The sequence below is a fragment of the Pseudoalteromonas sp. S408 genome (assembly GCF_005886645.1).
GTDB lineage: Bacteria > Pseudomonadota > Gammaproteobacteria > Enterobacterales > Alteromonadaceae > Pseudoalteromonas.
In genome coordinates, this window is the sequence record NZ_PNDY01000031.1 from 17243 (window position 1) to 35218 (window position 17976).

Annotated in this window: 20 protein-coding genes and 1 pseudogene; 7 read left to right on the plus strand and 14 right to left on the minus strand. The window is 39.4% G+C overall.

The window, feature by feature from the left end:
- Nucleotides 1-69 precede the first annotated feature (69 nt).
- The 5 genes from CWB62_RS16780 to CWB62_RS16800 all read left to right on the plus strand — a co-directional run bounded on the left by CWB62_RS16780 (nt 70) and on the right by CWB62_RS16800 (nt 6820).
- Entirely contained in the window at nt 70-969 is a 900-nt protein-coding gene (locus CWB62_RS16780) for a cation efflux transmembrane domain-containing protein (RefSeq protein ID WP_138529274.1), read from the plus strand.
- A gap of 8 nt (nt 970-977) precedes the next feature.
- Nucleotides 978-1349, plus strand: coding sequence for a hypothetical protein (locus CWB62_RS16785; RefSeq protein ID WP_249310744.1), 372 nt, complete (start codon nt 978-980; stop codon nt 1347-1349).
- Between the two features lie 72 nt (nt 1350-1421).
- Nucleotides 1422-2714 carry a TolC family protein gene (locus CWB62_RS16790; RefSeq protein ID WP_138529276.1) on the plus strand — a complete coding sequence of 431 codons (1293 nt, stop codon included), beginning with the start codon at nt 1422-1424 and terminating at the stop codon, nt 2712-2714.
- Between the two features lie 70 nt (nt 2715-2784).
- On the plus strand, nt 2785-3681 hold the full coding sequence (locus tag CWB62_RS16795) for an efflux RND transporter periplasmic adaptor subunit (RefSeq protein ID WP_138529278.1): 897 nt from the start codon (nt 2785-2787) through the stop codon (nt 3679-3681).
- 10 nt (nt 3682-3691) lie between these two features.
- The gene (locus tag CWB62_RS16800; protein WP_138529280.1) at nt 3692-6820 is read left to right on the plus strand and encodes an efflux RND transporter permease subunit; all 3129 of its coding nucleotides are present in this window, start codon (nt 3692-3694) and stop codon (nt 6818-6820) included.
- Nucleotides 6821-6904: 84 nt separating this feature from the next.
- On the opposite strand, the gene CWB62_RS16805 is transcribed toward CWB62_RS16800, so the two are convergent.
- Together CWB62_RS16805 and CWB62_RS16810 are read right to left on the minus strand one after the other, a co-directional pair.
- A complete protein-coding gene (locus tag CWB62_RS16805) occupies nt 6905-7792 on the minus strand; it encodes a cation diffusion facilitator family transporter (RefSeq protein ID WP_002962252.1) in 888 nt (295 codons plus the stop codon).
- Nucleotides 7779-8509: pseudogene (locus CWB62_RS16810) on the minus strand (transglutaminase-like domain-containing protein). Before CWB62_RS16810 ends, CWB62_RS16805 begins: the two are co-directional and overlap by 14 nt.
- A gap of 78 nt (nt 8510-8587) precedes the next feature.
- Here CWB62_RS16810 and cadR point away from each other — a divergent pair.
- Both cadR and CWB62_RS16820 read left to right on the plus strand, forming a co-directional pair.
- Complete coding sequence (gene cadR, locus CWB62_RS16815; RefSeq protein ID WP_138529282.1) at nt 8588-8977, plus strand: Cd(II)/Pb(II)-responsive transcriptional regulator; 390 nt, start codon at nt 8588-8590, stop codon at nt 8975-8977.
- Between the two features lie 392 nt (nt 8978-9369).
- Nucleotides 9370-10530 (plus strand): IS30 family transposase, encoded by a 1161-nt coding sequence (locus CWB62_RS16820; RefSeq protein ID WP_138529284.1) that lies wholly within the window; start codon nt 9370-9372, stop codon nt 10528-10530.
- 201 nt (nt 10531-10731) lie between these two features.
- On the opposite strand, the gene CWB62_RS16825 is transcribed toward CWB62_RS16820, so the two are convergent.
- From CWB62_RS16825 to CWB62_RS16880, 12 genes are all read right to left on the minus strand, one after another.
- Nucleotides 10732-11094, minus strand: coding sequence for a recombinase family protein (locus tag CWB62_RS16825; protein WP_249310747.1), 363 nt, complete (start codon nt 11092-11094; stop codon nt 10732-10734).
- Between the two features lie 125 nt (nt 11095-11219).
- Complete coding sequence (locus tag CWB62_RS16830) at nt 11220-11594, minus strand: hypothetical protein (RefSeq protein WP_138529286.1); 375 nt, start codon at nt 11592-11594, stop codon at nt 11220-11222.
- An 18-nt stretch (nt 11595-11612) separates the two neighbouring features.
- On the minus strand, nt 11613-11870 hold the full coding sequence (locus CWB62_RS16835; protein WP_138529288.1) for a DUF5676 family membrane protein: 258 nt from the start codon (nt 11868-11870) through the stop codon (nt 11613-11615).
- A 36-nt stretch (nt 11871-11906) separates the two neighbouring features.
- Nucleotides 11907-12260 (minus strand): hypothetical protein, encoded by a 354-nt coding sequence (locus CWB62_RS16840; protein ID WP_235590935.1) that lies wholly within the window; start codon nt 12258-12260, stop codon nt 11907-11909.
- A 44-nt stretch (nt 12261-12304) separates the two neighbouring features.
- Nucleotides 12305-12676 carry a hypothetical protein gene (locus CWB62_RS16845; RefSeq protein WP_058405798.1) on the minus strand — a complete coding sequence of 124 codons (372 nt, stop codon included), beginning with the start codon at nt 12674-12676 and terminating at the stop codon, nt 12305-12307.
- 10 nt (nt 12677-12686) lie between these two features.
- Nucleotides 12687-13109, minus strand: a complete 423-nt coding sequence (locus tag CWB62_RS16850) for a hypothetical protein (RefSeq protein ID WP_138529290.1) — start codon at nt 13107-13109, stop codon at nt 12687-12689.
- Nucleotides 13093-13758 (minus strand): methyltransferase family protein, encoded by a 666-nt coding sequence (locus tag CWB62_RS16855; protein WP_138529292.1) that lies wholly within the window; start codon nt 13756-13758, stop codon nt 13093-13095. The genes CWB62_RS16850 and CWB62_RS16855 overlap by 17 nt, the downstream gene beginning before the upstream one ends.
- A complete protein-coding gene (locus tag CWB62_RS16860) occupies nt 13751-14086 on the minus strand; it encodes a DUF2933 domain-containing protein (protein ID WP_058405795.1) in 336 nt (111 codons plus the stop codon). Before CWB62_RS16860 ends, CWB62_RS16855 begins: the two co-directional genes overlap by 8 nt.
- Nucleotides 14087-14094: 8 nt before the next feature.
- Nucleotides 14095-14448, minus strand: coding sequence for a cupredoxin domain-containing protein (locus CWB62_RS16865; protein WP_058405794.1), 354 nt, complete (start codon nt 14446-14448; stop codon nt 14095-14097).
- A gap of 24 nt (nt 14449-14472) precedes the next feature.
- Nucleotides 14473-16716, minus strand: a complete 2244-nt coding sequence (locus CWB62_RS16870; protein ID WP_138529294.1) for a heavy metal translocating P-type ATPase — start codon at nt 16714-16716, stop codon at nt 14473-14475.
- A gap of 101 nt (nt 16717-16817) precedes the next feature.
- Nucleotides 16818-17231, minus strand: a complete 414-nt coding sequence (locus CWB62_RS16875; RefSeq protein WP_008467855.1) for a MerR family transcriptional regulator — start codon at nt 17229-17231, stop codon at nt 16818-16820.
- Between the two features lie 297 nt (nt 17232-17528).
- Complete coding sequence (locus tag CWB62_RS16880; protein ID WP_029773134.1) at nt 17529-17951, minus strand: hypothetical protein; 423 nt, start codon at nt 17949-17951, stop codon at nt 17529-17531.
- Between the last annotated feature and the right edge of the window lie 25 nt (nt 17952-17976).

The following is a 17976-nucleotide window of genomic DNA, read 5'->3' on the forward strand; positions in this document are numbered from 1 at the left end:
ATTTTTCATTTGACTCTATAGCCACTATAGAATTTATACTTATTTTAATATCGTTACGGAATGTTAAATATGTCAGAAAAATGTAGTGGTCAGTGTCAATCATCTTCTACCAATGAAGATGTAAAAATTGATACACAATTAGATAACTATAGTGGCGGGTTTGTCAGTACATATAAAGTGCCTCAAATGGACTGTCCTTCAGAAGAAAGGTTGATTAGGTTAGCACTTGACTCAATTGAGCCTTCAGTTGGGTTGCAATTTGATATTCCTAGCCGTTTAGTCAAGGTTTTTCATGATGAAAATTTAGATGAGATAACAAAAAAATTACAACAACTCAATCTCGGTGCAGAGTTGGCATCAACTAAAGAAAGTTGCAGCACCGAAGCTGCAAAAGCAAAAGATCTAGCCCAAAAAAATGAGATGAAAGAAGCATCAACGCTAAAATGGTTGTTAGCCATTAATGGAGTCATGTTTTTTATAGAAGTAATTGCTGGGATTATTGCGCAATCTGCTGGCCTTATTGCCGACTCATTAGATATGTTTGCTGATGCTGCTGTTTATGGTTTAGCTATATATGCTGTCGGTAAAAGCATAAGCATGAAACTTAGAGCGGCACATATATCTGGTGTACTTCAAATTATTCTAGCGCTAGGTGCTTTGAGTGAAGTCGTAAGACGCTTTATTTACGGTAGTGAACCTATCTCTTCTTTAATGATGATATTTGGTGGAATAGCACTAATCGCTAACATTGCTTGTCTGTTTTTAATATTTGGTAACAAAGAAGACGGCGCTCATATGAAAGCGAGTTGGATTTTTTCCGCAAATGACGTAATCGCAAACGTAGGTGTAATCTTAGCTGGCTTATTAGTTACAGTAACTAGCAGCCGTTATCCAGATTTAGTGATTGGTTTGATAATTGCTCTTGTCGTTTTAAACGGTGCTCGCCGCATCTTACAGCTAAAGTATTAAGCAGAGAAATGAAAATAATGCACTCATCGTATATCAAATCAAATATATCATACGTGATAATGATTTTAATCGCGGTGCAGTCTGTGTTTTTTTCGCTAGAAGAGCTTGAAATAAACTTAAGTGAAAGTTCTTTTAGTTCATCACTAACTAAGTCTATTACCCCGCTAAAAGCTCCAGAAGACTCCAATATGCTTGAGGTGAATAATAGCAACTCTTCAATTGATAATTGTAATTTTTGTTGCTGTTGTCACTTATTTTTAAATGCTGATTCTTCCTGTAACATTTTCCAAGCAACAGAATATTTCCTTACCTACGCCTTAGTTTCTCCTGAGCTAAAAGGCTATATCTCGGTGCCATTCCGCCCACCTAAATACGCCTAAATTTATAGAAAATTAAGAAAGGTCAAATGTTAATGACCTAAATATCACATATAAATTTATAGGAAAGTATACATGGCACTTAATACCTGTGTGCATCGCAAGATAGCAATTTTAAGGTGTGTAACACCTCGGCTTAAATATATCGCGTTTCTCGCTTTGTCACTTTTTACATTTAATGTTTATGCCTTTGAGAAGCAGTTAAACCTTCAAGAGGCAATTCAGTGGACGCTTAAACAAAATCCAGAACTTAAAATATTTGATTTCAAGCAAACGGCATTAATTGGACGAGAACAAATCGCAAGTTTAAATCCTGCTTATGAACTAGAGCTTGAAGCTGATAACTTTGCAGGCTCAGGTGAATTTAATACATTCGACAGTGCTGAATTAACAGTCGCTCTATCTTCGGTTATCGAAATGGGAGATAAACGCTCAGCGCGGATTGGAATTGTTTCAAAATCAAGAACACTACTCACTGCTGAAAAAGAAGTCTCTGCGCTTAATTTAATGGCTCAAGTCACTGAGAAGTACGTGGAAGTACTTGCAGCCCAACAAAGAGTTATATTGGCAGAAAATGCTTTGAGCTTAGCACAAGAAACCTTAGAGATTGTATCTCAGCGTAACCGCGCAGGTGCTACTCCTGAGGCTGAAGTGAAACGCTCAAAAGCAGTTATTGCTCAGGCTAACCTCACCCTTCAATCTGAACAAAAGCGCTTGGAATATTTGAAGCTCTCATTAGCAGCCTACTGGGGGGAAAACTCTGTAACCTTCTCTGAAGTACAAGGTGATCTTTTTCAGTTTGGCAATGATAGTGACTTTAACACTCTCTTTGCGAAGTTAGAAAAAAATCCAGCAATTCAAATCTATGCAAGTGAACAGCGACTAAAAGAGGCTGAAATACAGTTGGCTAAAACAGAGTCAACGGCCAATATCAAATGGTCTGTTGGTGTTAGGCGCTCTCAAGAAGCCAATGATACGGCACTGGTCGCTGGCTTTAGCTTACCTTTGTTTGCTGAAAAGCGAAATTCTGGCGCAATCGCTAGTGCGCTAGCAGAGCGTGACCAAGTTGCCATAGAGAAAGAGGCGACTAAGTTAAGATTTAGAAATCACTTACTACGAGCATACTCCAATAGAAAACAAGCCATATTAACAGCTAATTCATTAAAGCAGTCGGTTATCCCAATGCTTGAAGATGCACTGGAAGATACTCAAGACGCCTATCAAAAAGGTCGATATGGATATCTTGATTATGTATCGGCTAGACAAGAGCTGTTAAATGCTCGGCGAACCCTTATTGACGCGGCATCTGCTGCCCTAATTTATGGCGCAGAGATAGAAAAACTAACAAACGAAGCGCTGTCACTCTAAATAAACATCACTTTAAGTTTAATAACAATTTATTGATTCAGTGATTAACTGAATCGTTTAGGAATTCAAAATGAAAAACTATTTACTCGCACTATTGATTTTTATTGGGTATCTATCACCCATTCAAAGTGTTTTCGCTAGTGAAGATGAACATGAAGGCGAAGAAGGCATAAGCAAAATCGACAATAACATGGCAAAAAAGGTTGGTGTTGAAACAGCCTATTTAGCTTCAAAAACGTTGAACCAAACTATCCCTGTATACGGCTCTACGACGATAGGCGCTGAACAATTATTTCAAGTTAGCGCTAGATATAACGGCGTTATAAAGACAATAAACTTCACTGTTGGTGATACGGTAAAAAAAGGCGATCTATTAGCCGTTATTGAATCTAATGAGAGCTTAAATACTTATAAAATAACATCGCCTGTTTCTGGGACTGTTTTACAGCGAAATGGAAATATTGGCGGTATCACGCAAAACACTAGCTTGTTTGAAATCGTCAAATTTGACACCTTGTGGGCTGAATTTAAGGTGTTTACCAGCCAATATAATCAAATCAAAGTCGGTCAGCATGTTGATATTGAGCAAGGTGAACACGCATTCAGTTCAGTCATCACTAATATTATTCCAGCTAAAGATCAGCCTTATGTTTTAGCACGGGTACGATTAAACAACACTGAGTTAAAGCTAACGTCAGGTCAATTATTAAAAGGCAACGTAAAGATAAACCAATTTGAGGTGGATTTAGCGGTCGAGAAAGTTGCCATACAAGAGCTAGGTGGACAATTAGGTGTCTTTGTAAAAGAAGATGAAGAGTACGAGTTTGCACCACTTGTCCTTGGTCGTTCAGACAAAAACTATATCGAGGTCATTGATGGCCTCAGTAAAGACGCTGAATATGTAAACAAAAACAGTTATCTGATTAAAGCAGATATCTTGAAATCTGAAGTAGAAGACGACGATTAGGAGACGCAATATGATTGAATCAATTTTGCGTCTTGCAATAAATAGGCGCTATTTAGTATTAAGCTTGCTGATGGTAATCATCGGCGTTGGTATGTGGAGTTATCAAAAACTTCCCATTGATGCTGTTCCAGATATAACAAACGTACAGGTACAAATAAATACCTCTGCCCCCGGTTATTCACCTTTAGAAGCGGAGCAAAGGGTAACTTTTCCAGTAGAAAACGCATTAGCTGGACTACCAAAGCTGTCTCACACCCGCTCTCTTTCAAGATATGGTTTATCCCAGGTGACCGTTATCTTTGAAGAGGGAACCGATATTTATTTCGCACGCAACTTAATCAATGCAAGATTAGCTGCGATAAAAGGCGTTATTCCCTCTGGCTTAGAGCCAGAGATGGGTCCTATTTCCACAGGGCTTGGTGAAATATTTATGTATACCGTACAAGCTTCTCCTGACGCTAAAATGCCTAATGGAGAGCCTTATACCGCTATTGCCTTAAGAGAAATACAAGACTGGATCATTAAACCGCAATTGGCTCAAGTTAAAGGCGTCATTGAGGTCAACAGCATCGGCGGCTATAACAAGCAGTATCATATAACGCCGAAACCCGAAAAATTACTTTTTCATCAGGTAAGCTTTGAAGACGTTTCTGATGCATTACGTAAAAATAATGATAACCGTGGCGCGGGTTATATTGAGCAAAACGGACAACAAGTGTTAGTGCGCTCCATTGGGCAACTTGCGACAATGGATGAAATCCTCAATGTCATCATCAAAAAGAACGATGGTATTCCTGTAAAAATAAGTGATGTTGCCAATGTTGCTATAGGCAAAGAACTTAGAACAGGGGCTGCTACTCGTAATGGCATTGAGACAGTGCTTGGTACAACCATGATGCTGATTGGTGAGAATTCTCGCACCGTTGCTTTAGAAGTGGAACATAAGCTCAGCGAAATACAAAAATCTCTGCCAAAGGGCATTACCGCAGAGCCTGTTTACGACAGAACAACGTTAGTAGATAAAGCGATTGCAACCGTTACCAAAAACCTCGTTGAAGGTGCGCTTTTAGTTATTGTTGTGTTATTTATTCTACTTGGAAATTTACGTGCAGCTCTCATTACCGCTGCTGTTATCCCTATTTCCATGTTAATGACAATCACAGGTATGGTGCAAGCAGGAGTATCTGCCAATTTAATGAGTCTCGGCGCATTGGACTTTGGCTTGATAGTGGACGGGGCTGTAATCATCGTTGAAAACTCTGTCCGTAGGTTAGCACAGGCCCAACACAACGGTCATAGGCAAGACTTAAGAGAACGCCTAAATACCGTTTTTGAAGCCACTTCAGAAGTGATACGTCCAAGCTTGTTTGGTGTGGCAATTATCACTGTTGTTTACATCCCCATTTTCACGCTAACTGGCGTTGAAGGGAAAATGTTCCACCCTATGGCGGCAACTGTCGTTATGGCGTTAATTTCCGCAATGATCCTTTCAGTTACACTGGTTCCTGCTGCTGTAGCTGTGTTTATGAAAGGTAAAATCAGCGAAAAAGAAAGTGTAGTTATTCGTTCAACCAAGTCTATTTATGAACCATTGTTAAAAATGGCGATGAAATTTCGTTGGATTATTGTTTCATTCTCAACGCTGTTAATGGGGTATAGCCTTTGGTTAGCAACTACGCTTGGGACAGAATTTGTTCCTCAATTAAATGAAGGTGATATTGCACTACAGGCATTAAGAATTCCATCGACTGGCCTAGAGCAATCAGTAGAAATGCAAGAAGTACTTGAGCAACGTATTAAAGCGTTTCCTGAAGTTGATAAAGTATTCTCGCGCATTGGCACACCAGAAGTAGCAACCGACCCAATGCCACCGAGTATTGCTGATATCTTTGTTATTTTAAAACCACGTAAAGAATGGGCCGAACCTTCAAAACCAAAAAGTGAATTAGTTGAAGAAATAGAAAAAGTACTGAAAAACATTCCAGGCAACAACTATGAATTCACTCAGCCTATTCAAATGCGTTTCAATGAATTGATTTCTGGCGTTAGAGCTGATGTCGGCATCAAAATATTTGGTGATGATTTGGATCGGTTATTACTTACCGCAAAAGATATTCTAAATATTGTGAAAACCGTGGATGGTGCCGCTGATGCTCGAATGGAACAGGTCACAGGTGTTCCATCTTTATCAGTAATTCCTAAACGAGAAGCGCTTGGTAGGTATGGATTGAACGTTACCGAATTGCAAGACTGGGTTGCCACTGCGATTGGCGGTGAATCTGCGGGGATCATTTATGAAGGTGACAGACGGTTTGAGTTAGTTGTTCGCCTACCAGAGCAAATAAGAACGGATATCGATAGCTTGAAGCATCTGCCGCTTCCACTTGAGAATGGTAACTATGTGCCAATTGAAGAAGTTGCAGAGCTTAAATCAGAGTCTTTACCCGCGCAGATTAGCCGAGAGAACGGAAAAAGAAGAGTTGTGGTTACCGTCAATGTTCGTGGTAGAGATTTAGGCGGTTTTGTAAAAGAAGTTAAAGCTAAAATTAATCAGGAAGGAGAAATTCCAGCAGGATACTGGCTTGATTATGGTGGAACGTTTGAACAACTAGAATCAGCAAGTAAGCGATTAAGCCTAGTTGTACCGATAACATTGGTTGTTATCCTAGGTATTTTGATTATAGCATTTGGTTCATTAAAAGATGCATTAATCATTTTCAGTGGCGTGCCTTTAGCATTAACAGGGGGCGTATTTTCACTTTATTTAAGAGACATGCCCTTATCAATTTCGGCAGGTGTCGGCTTCATTGCATTGTCAGGTGTCGCAGTATTAAATGGCTTGGTTATGTTGGCTTTTATTCGAGATCTTTGGCATGAAAAAGGCGACCTATACGTAGCGATCATTGAAGGTGCCATCATTCGTTTAAGACCTATTTTAATGACGGCACTGGTCGCAAGTTTAGGTTTTATTCCAATGGCGTTAAACACTGGAATTGGTGCAGAAGTACAACGACCACTAGCAACAGTTGTTATCGGCGGTATTGTATCTTCTACCATTTTAACTTTGTTTGTATTGCCTATTTTATATCAATGGGCGCATGGCGCTGAGAGTAACAAACAGCAATCCGACGAAATCTAAAAGCAAAAAAGCAGCTTAATTACTAAGTTATGCCTAATTAAGCTGCTTTTTATATTGTATGCTCCAAAATTTTATTGATAAAACTTACTCTGCTTCATCCCTACAATTTTCATTTAAAAACTCAAACTCTATCGTCGTATGCGATAAATGATAGGAAGATAATTTAGCTGCAACCTCTTGTTTAAGCTTAATTAATTCTTTAACGTCAAAGTTGTCACTCAGCTCAAGGTGCGCTGTTAAAACGTGACTTTCACCATCCAGTGACCAAAAATGCATATGGTGTATACCATTTACTTCAGGAAATTCAATTAATGACTGCTTAATACGCTCTTGGGTCTCTTTATCGGGTGCAGCTTGAAGAAAAAGCACCAATGTTGATTTAAGATTTTTGAAAACGTTAAATAAGATAAACAGCGTAAACCCTATTGATAATAGAGGATCTAATATCGGCAGTTCAACGAACAACAATACAATAGAGACTATAAGAACGGCAACCCAACCGAGTACATCTTCAAGTAGGTGCCATGTCAGCACTTTTTCATTTAGTGTTTCACCCGCTTTTAATTTGAATACCGCATAACCATTTACGGCAACACCGAGTATGGCTAGCCCTAACATCCCCTCAACTACAGGCATTTCAGGATTGGACAGCTTAGGTATTGCTTCAAATAAAACCCAAATAGAGCCGATAATCAAAACAATACTATTTACCAATGCACCAAAAAGTGTAAGTCGGCGATAACCATAGCTGAATTTGTCTGATGCTTCTTTATCTGAAAAACGACTTAAAATCCACGCAAAACCTATTGAAAGACTATCACCAAGATCGTGAACGGCATCCGCCATTATCGCCGTACTGTTTGTGAGCCAACCACCTATAAATTCGATAATGGTAAATATCACATTAAGGAAAAATGCCCAACCAATCCGGTCGTCTTTACCATGCTGATGACTGTGACTATGGTTGTGCATTTTGTACCTCCAGTACTTTTTTATTTCTTATTTTTGATACATTCATATTAATCAAATGTCGGATCACTCGTTGATACAACCAACGTTTTACACCTGATAGATTAGTACCTTTTTCGAGATAGAACTTATCTGGTGAATCATAAAGCCCAAAGTCGTCATGAATACCTTCTTTTTGAATATAGGTATCCTCTCCACGCCAATCCGTACCGGGTGAAGATAAGCACTTTGTTGCAACACCATAACCACAAAACTCATCTTTTGCTTGGCTAAATTTCTGCTGTAGTGAGCTTAAGTATTGCTCATCCAATATAAAGCCCTCTAAGTTTATCCAACGCCCTTCAAAGTAAACTTCTACCCAACTATGAATGATGTATTTAGGTGCTAACCAAAATACAAGCTTAGGATAGCACCTTTTTATAGTTGCTGATCAATGGTAAAACCTTGGAAACGACACTGGATACCTAGTCCACGCAATAGTGCCATTAACAGATTACCCTTAGTATTACATTGTCCATAACCATCTGCTAGCACATCGCTTGCTGAAATATCATCACTCTTGTTATAGCCAAACATTATTTCATCTTTTACAAACTGATAAGCGGCACCAATTTTGTTGAAATTATCCAAATTTTTCCACCCTCGTTGATCGATCAGGGATTGGATATCTTTGTGTTCAAAATTAACGATATTCGTATTGTTTAAATATTTCTCAGTCATTTTTATATATCCCTTTCGTTGCATACCTATACTATAGATCCTATAGTAACTATAGAGTCAAATGTCTGGGGGAAATTGATGAAAATAGGCGAATTGTCAAAAAAATCGGGCTGTTCAATACAAACGATTAGATATTATGAAAGAGAAGGATTACTGTTAAATCCAAACCGTTCAGAAGGTAATTTCAGGCTGTATGATAGTAAAGCACTTAAACAATTGGAATTCGTAAAGCATTGTCGCAGCCTAGATATATCACTCAATGATATTAAACGTCTTATCGAATTAAAAAATAAGCCAGAAGAAAGCTGCTCTAGCGTTAATGCATTAATTGATCAGCAACTTGCACTAGTGAATAAACGTATGAAAGAATTAAGGGCGCTTAAAGCTGAATTACAACCGATGGCTAGTGCTTGTGGTTCGAACAATACTATTGAAGCATGCGGGATCATTAAGTCACTAGATAGTTAACTCTGTTAGAGGCATACGGGCAGAATATAGAACATTAATCGACTATTGCATGTCCTAAATGTGGACAGATAAAAACGGAAGAAATGCTGACAAATTCATGTCAGCGGTATCACAAGTATGAGTCACACAAGGTTTTGCCAAACTATTGAATGGTGACTGGTGTGTTTACTTCTCATATGGAACAGCAAAATTCCGCCAATTCTAGAACGACAAAATTAGTTGCAGCCGTTAATGCACTAGAGTGTTTAAATTGAAGTTTATTATTGACTCTTCAACGTCTGCTTTACACTCTGAATTTTCGTTAATAACTCAAAAGCTAACTTCCGCTTTTGGCTGTGAGTTCAACTGGTGAATGCAACGCTATCCTTATTATTATTTAAAGGAGCGTTTACATGAAACAGAGAAAGCGTATTTATTATAATGCAGAACAAAGAAGGTTAATTTGGGATCGATATCAGCGCGGTGATAGTGCGCATGATATAGCAAGGTTATTTGATCGATACCATTCATCTATATTAGGTATTATCCATAAAACAGGTGGTGTTCGGCCGCTTGAGCCCAAACGCTCACCAACAACACTAACTCTTGCAGAGCGAGAAGACATTTCACGAGGGTTAGCAGCAAGTAAGTCACTTCGAGAAATAGCGAGATACCTTAATCGCTCACCTTCCACTATTTGCCGTGAAGTAAACCGCCACGGCGGGATTAAAAAATATCGAGCGAGTAAAGCTGACAAAGTTGCCTGGGAAAATGCCAAACGCCCTAAGCCTTGTAAGCTGTATGGCAACAAAGAATTATGTTTAATCATTGCTCAAAAGATGGAATCTGCATGGTCACCTCAGCAAATCTCTGGTTGGCTTAGGCGGAGATACCCCAATAATGAGGATTTGAATGTGTCGCACGAAACAATATATAAAACCCTATATATACAAACCCGCGGCGCCTTAAAAAAAGAGCTACAAAAACACTTAAGGACGCAGCGGGTAGTCAGGAAATCAAAACACGCCACTCTTAAAGGTAAAGGGTTAGGAAAGATAGTTGACGCTGTACCAATTAGTGAAAGGCCATCAAATGTTGAAGACAGAGCTGTTCCAGGCCACTGGGAGGGAGACTTGATCCAAGGCTCAGGAAACAGTTTTATCGCGACTCTAGTTGAGCGGCACTCTAGGTATGTAATGTTAGTGAAAGTACCTAGTAATAAAACAAAGCCAGTAATCGAAGCGTTGATTAAACAAGCTAATAAGTTGCCAGCAGAGCTTTATAAATCATTAACTTGGGACAGAGGATGTGAGCTTACTAATCATAAAGACTTTACTCTAGCTACAGATATTCAAGTATATTTCTGCGATCCACAATCACCTTGGCAACGCGGCTCCAATGAAAATACAAATAGGTTATTAAGACAATATTTTCCAAAAGGAACTAACTTAAATGAGCATTCTCAGATAAGATTAAACCAAGTTGCCAGACAACTTAATGAGAGACCGCGGAAAACACTAGAATACGAAACACCTGCGGAGCGATTTAATCAGTGTGTTGCATCGAGTGGTTGAACTCACAGCTAAGTGAAGTCATAAGGTATTCATTGATGCTAATGTCCGCAATGTCGGAGGAGCTGCCGTTAGCAAATAGCATCAAATTATCGTAATATAACTGATTGAGTCTCAGATATTATGATTAAAAAATCATACTTTCATAAAAAGAGAGATTGGCGGCATCCCTTTAAAACCTTTCAGTCTAAAATGAGATCAATCTCAATCATTATGCACAGTCACAAATACTCCACATAGGTTGATCATGGCAGTGGCAAACGGATTATCATTTTTGGTATTGAGAGAGCCGTCGATAATATTCAAACAAGCACCTTTCTTATGGATGCTTTCAATTGCCTCAAGAATAGATTTTAACGACCGTCCCAAACGGTCGAGGCGAGTAACAATAACTTCATCACCTTCCCTGATAAAGTCGATGAGTTCCTTAAGCTTTTCTTCATTTCGAATCGAAGCACCAGACTGTTTGCCTTGGAATATTTTTTCACAGCCCTGAGCGTCCAACTTGGACAGTTGAACATTTAAATCTTGTTCTTTAGTTGAAACTCTTGCAAAACCAACTTTCATATATACGAAACCTGTAACTTTCGTACACCTTATCAATTAAGTGAACGAAACTAAATATCAACTTTAGTTCGGATTCTGCTACTTTAATTTATACTTTTTAAAAACCAGTCTTATAGTAAGCATCATTATTGAATCCACCTCAACGCACTACTCAGATCACTAAAGTGCTCAGTATTATTGATAGAGCATTCCGGAAACTCAGTTATGTCTATTTGAACACCTTTTAACTTATCTCCGACAATAGCTTTTCTCGCTGAAGTCACTCCAGTAGAGCGTATTTGCACTGATATTGGTTCTACGTTACAGCAACGACTAACAACTACACCTTTAAAACAAGATAGATCCAAAATAAAATTAACAGGCTGGTTAACCGAAGATAGCTCATCGGTAATCTCTTCCAAATATTGGTTTATTCCACGAACGGATAATTCACCAATTAACTCAATTATTAGTGTGCTACCCAACCATTGCTTCAAATATTGTCCTTGAGATAATTCCACTAAAATTAACCTTCTCTGCTAACTTGATTGCATATTATAGATTTTAGCGATCAGCCAGCCAGTGATCCCCATCAATAATGCCCATAAAAAGCCACCAATAAGTACCCCTATAAAGGACATATGCCAGCCCATACTTTTCCAATCCGTATGTAACATGTTTCCAGTCATACTGGACATCATATCTGGCATCACCATAACCAGAACTGAACACACAACCCAAACAATGGCAAAGGCGGCGGCACAGGCCAACGCAAAAGCTTTTTCATTAAGTTTCATCGTTATTCTCCTGTGGTGGCTTTCGCCACCACTTTACTAGTCTTCAAGTTCCACCATATCTTTCGCTGCGATGTCACCAGATATTAGTTTTACCGTTGCGAAGTGATCATTTACAATTTTAGTAATTTGTACCGTTCCCACTTTTTCAATAGTGTACGGATCATCACCTTCACCCGGCGCAATTTCCTCATGGAATCTAATAACACTGTATTTTTGTCCAACCTCTGCACCATGTTTGGCACCAATACAAATCAGAGTTCGATCAGTAGACTGCTCAACCACTTGGCCCCTCATCATATTTTTGTGATAAAACGCAGTATTCGAACAGCCTGCTAAAAAGATACCGAATACAACAAGCAAAAGAATTTTCATATTGGATGTTTTCATCATTTTTTCCTCATCTAACTTATTAACTGAGCAAGCTCTTTGGAAGCTTACTTATTTTTCCGGCTTGCACCCGGAGGAACTTTGTGACAACTCCACGGTTTATGAGCAGCGTTGTCTTTAACATTCTGATCAACAAATTTGTAGTAACTTTCTTTAGTGTGCGTCCACCAATCATCATGAACATCGGCACCATGTTTGCGAATAACTTCCTCAATCCCATCAAGGTTTATATTTGCCGCATCATATGCTAGGTGTATTTCACCTTCTTTGATGTTGTAACTGACTTCATCTATACCAAAAAGCTGATCAATTTTTTTTACTAACTCGTCACAGTTTTCTTCTGTGACATTACTTAGTCTTAAATTTCGAACAACTAAATTCTGCTCTCTAACGCCAACTCTATGATCTAAATCGCTCATAATTTATCTCCTAATGTGAGTGCGAGTGTTGTTGTTTTTTGTCTTTCATTTCTGCCATTTTGTATTTCATTTGTGGCATCATGTTTTCCATCATTTCCAGATGATGTTCAGCCATCTTGATTTGCTTATGCATTGGAATTGCTTCCATGTTTTTGTGCATGGATTGCATCATCTTCATCATTGAGCGGTGATGTTCAGCCATCATCTGCTTTTGCTTTTCAGGATCTTTTTCAGCTTTAATGGCATGGACTTCCTTTTTCATTTCCATCATTTTTGAATGCATTTTTCCCATGTTCTCATGCGACATTGCCATGCCTTGATGCATATCAGCTTTGTTCGCACCTTCATGTTTATGCTCATTGTTTTGGGCAAATGAGCTAGTGGTTATCAGTAGTGAACTAATAAATAAAATTGATTTAGTTAACGTTTTCATGATTTTTACCTTCTACACTTTTATTAAAATTTGGGATCCAACTTGGTGTCGATTCCATATAGCTATGGTACTCCGAACCAAACTCGGCAATAGCTTGTGTCTCTTCGCGTTTCGCTAGCTTGACGTAAACAACGACTAAGATTGGAAACATCGCAAGTGTTGGGATAGTCGGCCACTGCAATAAAAAGCCGAACATGATTAGAATGAAAGCTACGTACTGTGGGTGACGACACCTCGCGTACCATCCTGTAGTAGCCAATTGATGGTGTTTTTGCGCGTGATGCAATACGTTCCATGCTGAAGACAACATAAAGAAACCTGCCACAATAAACACCATACTCGCTATATGAAATGGGTCCCAATGGGCATCACCTTCCAAACCAAAGAAAGTATGTAATAAGTGCCCATTTTCATGCGCAAAGAAGTTAACTTCTGGGTAATTTTCAGTTAACCATCCAGACAAAAAATAGATAGTTAAAGGAAAGCCATACATTTCAGTAAATAGGGCAACAATAAAGGCAGAGAACGCTCCTAGGCTTCGCCAATCAGTTGATGTTTTTGGTTTTACAAAACTAAAGGCAAAAAAGATAAAAATTGCTGAATTCAGTATCACCATTGACCATAAGCCATAATCATATGTCTCATTCATCACTGTTCTCCTTCTTATGCAATTCCTTGCGTCCTTCTTCTAACCCTTGTATGTAGCCATCGCGATAGGCTTCATTTTTATCCGTGAGTTCTTGAAAGCTCTCTTCCTTTTTGTCATCAGGCGCATGTGAATGATCGTGACCATGTTTGCCGTGACTGCCATGCATAAATACATGCATCAAAGGACATAACAGCAAAATTAAATAGGGAAGAAATTGCAGAACATGTTGTCCATGTTCAAAGATTAAAAAATAGGTGGCTGCGGCAATAAGCACCAATGCAGCCCAACCTGTGGGTGTAAACCAAAATTTAGGGTGCTCATTTTTCATGTTGCCTCCTAAACGACCTTTAAGACACCGCGATACATTTGCATCTGACAATGAAACTCATGCTCTCCCGGTGATAAGTTCAATAAGGTAATTTGAGTAATTTCATTTAATTTAAGCTGCTCACTTATCTCCAATGATGGAATAAGCATTGTTTCAGCGCAGGGTGATTGATCTTTGCGCATAAACTTCAGAGTGACAGGCTGGCTAGCAGACACTTGAATTGAGGATGGTGAATACACGCCATCCCTCACTTCAATGAGTACTTCACTATCTTGAACAATTGTTTTATTGGGTTTGTATAGCCAAAACCACCAAACAATCATTGCAATTAACACTAAGCCTAATAAGTTAATTATAATCATTGTGATTCTCCTAATGCTTACTTTCTATGAGTTTTGGGCTTTAAAAAAGCGAAGTCGATTTGCATTTGACACTACGGTCAATGACGAAAACGCCATTGCAGCACCAGCAATTACAGGGCTAAGCAGAATGCCAAAGAAGGGGTATAGAACCCCCGCAGCAAAAGGAATCCCGGCTACGTTATAGACAAACGCGCCAAACAAGTTTTGTTTGATATTTCGTAAAGTCGCTTTGCTTACCGCGATGGCATCAGCAAGGCCATGAAGTGAACCACGCATCAGGGTAATGTCAGCACTTTCGATAGCTACATCAGTCCCTGTGCCTATAGCAAAACCAACATCAGCTAACGCTAGCGCCGGAGCATCGTTGATGCCATCACCTGTCATACCAACGATTTCGCCACTGCCTTGTAGCTCTTTCACCTTGTTGGCTTTGTCTTCTGGCAGCACTTCAGCAAAAAACTCGCTAATGCCCGCTTTTTTGGCAACAGCGGCAGCGGTTTCCTTGTTATCCCCCGTTAGCATGATGACGCGTATACCATTGGCCTGAAGACGTTGGATAGCAGAGATTGAGTCTGACTTAATGGGATCTGCAACAGCAATGATTGCTGCAAGTTCACCATCTACAGCAAAGTACATAGGTGTTTTGGCTTCTTTGGCTAAAGACTGTGCTTGTTCAACAAAGCCTGTGAGGTCTACGCCTTTTAACTTCATTAGTTTATCGTTTCCGAAAAGCAGGGCTTTGTTGTTGCAGCTTGCTTCTACACCAAAACCCGTAATGGCGTTAAAGGCTTCAATTTTTAGTAACTCAATATCCTGATCTAACGCACTTTCAACAATCGCTTGCGCTAAAGGATGCTCTGAGCCGCTTTCTAAACTTGCTGCAAGCTGTAGTACGTCTTTTTCGTCAGTAGCTTTTGCTAAAATAATATCGGTTACCTTAGGTGCCCCTTCAGTAATAGTGCCCGTTTTATCTAAAATCATGGCAGTGATTTTAGAGGCGGTTTGCAGTGCCTCACCGTTGCGAATAAGCACTCCGGCTTCTGCTGCTTTTCCTACTCCCACCATGACAGACATGGGTGTTGCCAAGCCTAAAGCACACGGGCAGGCAATAATAAGCACAGTAGTTGCTGAAACGATGGCAAAAGCAATGGCTGGCTCAGGTCCAAAGTTAAGCCATGCTAGCGCACTTAACACAGAGGTAATCATCACGACAGGTACGAAAAAAGCTGAAATAACATCGGCCAAACGGCCAATCGGCGGTTTTGAATTTTGTGCTCGTTTCACCATATTGATGATTTGTGCAAGCGCCGTGTCTTTACCAACGCGTGTGGCTCTAAATAAAATCATGCCTGATTTGTTCAAAGTACCTGCGACAACCTCATCTTCTTCAGCTTTTTCAGCAGGCATAGGTTCGCCTGTCAGCATGGACTCATCAATAGAGGTGTGTCCTTCCAATACCACGCCATCGACGGGAATTTTTTCACCCGGTTTTACCTTCACAATATCGTTAAATAAAACCTGCTCAATACCTATCTGAACTTCTTTGTTGTCACGAACCACGGTTGCTGTTTTGGCTTGCAAGCCGATAAGACGTTTAATGGCCTCAGAGGTTTTACCTCTGGCTTTGATTTCTAATGCTAAACCTAAATCAATTAAGCCAATGATCATGGCGGTAGCTTCAAAATAAACATGCCGTGCCATCAATGGAACAGCGTCAGGTGCAAACACGACAACCATCGAATACAACCAAGCTGTACTTGTTCCTAAAGCTATTAGAGTGTCCATATTAGCGGAGTGGTTTTTAAAGCTTTTCCAAGCGCCAACATAAAAATGCTTACCTGAAAAATACATAACACCAAAAGTTAAAATGCCTACAACCAGCCAAGACATGCGCTCAAGGTTTGTTTCAACCGTCATTTCTCCAACCACAATGCTGTAGATCATCAAAGGAACGCCGAGTGAAAGGGCAATAAACGTATCGCGCATTAGCTTTTTGTAATATGCAAAATCCGCAGCCTCTTTCTCATCAAGCGCATCTGTTGCTGAGCTATCATCAATTGGCTTCGCGTTATACCCCACTGACTCAACAGCTTTGATCAACTCTTTTGTTTTAGCTGTCCCATAAACTGTTACTGTCCTATCAGCAAAATTCATTTCCGCACTGACGACTCCAAGAGTTGCCTTCAACGCCCCTTCAATTTTGCCTACACAGCTAGCACACCCAGCACCTTCAATGATAAGCTGTTGGTTATGTGATACTTTCTCCAACGTATTCTCCTTACTTTTACACGAAGAGGATTGAGCTTTTGCCTGACAGCAACAGCCTGATTCAGTTTTTATATTTGTGTTAGTAGCCACCCTTTTTCCTCCTATGCTTTTTTAATTTGCTCAAAGTTTTCGATGAGATGACAAACCATGTTTGCAGTCGGTGCTTTGTCTTCCATTTCTTCCCATCGAGAAAGCGCAGAAGACATTTTTCCTCGAAGTGCCAACATTGCTTGAAACTGCTTTTCTGTTTCTTCAAGCCGCTCTTTGATCAGGCTTCTGACTAATGGGCACGCACTTTTACCATCTTCAGATTCATTAATAATTTCCTTGATATCTGCAACGGAAAAACCAAGGTTTCTGGCACTTAAAATGAATTTAAGTCTCGATACTTCTTTATTCGAGTATGACTTGTAGCCGTTCACTGACTTAGCAGGTTTTAACAATCCTAATCTGGTGTAATAGCGCACCGTATCAGCAGTCGTTCCAAGGCTTTTTGCCAGCTCCGCAACTTTCATATTCACTCCTCAGTTTTTTAGCTAAGTTTGTACTCTCATCTTCAGCTTAGACCTGTGTCTAAGACACAGGTCAAGTACTAATTCTAGTGAATAAGCTAAAAACTAATTTTTTGGTAAAAGAGAAATCTCGGTCAAAATCGACAGCATTAAGTACTGTAAATAGCAATAGTTTGAGCATTTCCATAATGCCTTTCCAAATATCGTACTAATCGTTCAAAACAATTGGTTATTTAAACCAATGAAAAAATCATTCTATTTTGATGGGAGTGGCGAAAAAAAGACGCACTGTTCCCGTGATTAGCCAATAATTGGTGGACGATAAAGTAAGAGATGGATACCAGATTTTGGTAGGGGTGTACGCTGTAGAATTAGCTCAGAATGAATATTGCAAATACCTTCGTCTTGCGCTTCCACAAGATAGGCATTTAAATGAAAGCTTGTACAAAAACCGCCTTCACAACAAACACAATCACTAGCTTTGCATTTTTCACAGACTTCATCACCATGACGGTGTTTAGAATCTTGCGAGTTTACAGTGTGATAGTGACTATTGTCATTCATTGATTGATGGTGAATATTTTTGCTTCGTTGCATAATATGCGTGTCGGAAGATCCATTTTGATGTTCTTCACAATTCATTGGCTTAGCTGTAGCAAAACTATGCTGCGTAAGCAACACAGTTATTATTACTATTTTAAACCACCTGAAAAGTCCAAACATTATCATTCCTTCTTTAGCACCTACA

Coding starts and splice junctions, on each gene's coding strand:
- CWB62_RS16780 (WP_138529274.1), top strand. CDS start 70: ATGTCAGAAAAATGTAGTGGTCAGTGTCAATCATCTTCTACCAATGAA.
- CWB62_RS16785 (WP_249310744.1), top strand. CDS start 978: ATGAAAATAATGCACTCATCGTATATCAAATCAAATATATCATACGTG.
- CWB62_RS16790 (WP_138529276.1), top strand. CDS start 1,422: ATGGCACTTAATACCTGTGTGCATCGCAAGATAGCAATTTTAAGGTGT.
- CWB62_RS16795 (WP_138529278.1), top strand. CDS start 2,785: ATGAAAAACTATTTACTCGCACTATTGATTTTTATTGGGTATCTATCA.
- CWB62_RS16800 (WP_138529280.1), top strand. CDS start 3,692: ATGATTGAATCAATTTTGCGTCTTGCAATAAATAGGCGCTATTTAGTA.
- CWB62_RS16805 (WP_002962252.1), bottom strand. CDS start 7,792: ATGCACAACCATAGTCACAGTCATCAGCATGGTAAAGACGACCGGATT.
- cadR (WP_138529282.1), top strand. CDS start 8,588: ATGAAAATAGGCGAATTGTCAAAAAAATCGGGCTGTTCAATACAAACG.
- CWB62_RS16820 (WP_138529284.1), top strand. CDS start 9,370: ATGAAACAGAGAAAGCGTATTTATTATAATGCAGAACAAAGAAGGTTA.
- CWB62_RS16825 (WP_249310747.1), bottom strand. CDS start 11,094: ATGAAAGTTGGTTTTGCAAGAGTTTCAACTAAAGAACAAGATTTAAAT.
- CWB62_RS16835 (WP_138529288.1), bottom strand. CDS start 11,870: ATGAAACTTAATGAAAAAGCTTTTGCGTTGGCCTGTGCCGCCGCCTTT.
- CWB62_RS16840 (WP_235590935.1), bottom strand. CDS start 12,260: ATGATGAAAACATCCAATATGAAAATTCTTTTGCTTGTTGTATTCGGT.
- CWB62_RS16845 (WP_058405798.1), bottom strand. CDS start 12,676: ATGAGCGATTTAGATCATAGAGTTGGCGTTAGAGAGCAGAATTTAGTT.
- CWB62_RS16850 (WP_138529290.1), bottom strand. CDS start 13,109: ATGAAAACGTTAACTAAATCAATTTTATTTATTAGTTCACTACTGATA.
- CWB62_RS16855 (WP_138529292.1), bottom strand. CDS start 13,758: ATGAATGAGACATATGATTATGGCTTATGGTCAATGGTGATACTGAAT.
- CWB62_RS16860 (WP_058405795.1), bottom strand. CDS start 14,086: ATGAAAAATGAGCACCCTAAATTTTGGTTTACACCCACAGGTTGGGCT.
- CWB62_RS16865 (WP_058405794.1), bottom strand. CDS start 14,448: ATGATTATAATTAACTTATTAGGCTTAGTGTTAATTGCAATGATTGTT.
- CWB62_RS16875 (WP_008467855.1), bottom strand. CDS start 17,231: ATGAAAGTTGCGGAGCTGGCAAAAAGCCTTGGAACGACTGCTGATACG.
- CWB62_RS16880 (WP_029773134.1), bottom strand. CDS start 17,951: ATGTTTGGACTTTTCAGGTGGTTTAAAATAGTAATAATAACTGTGTTG.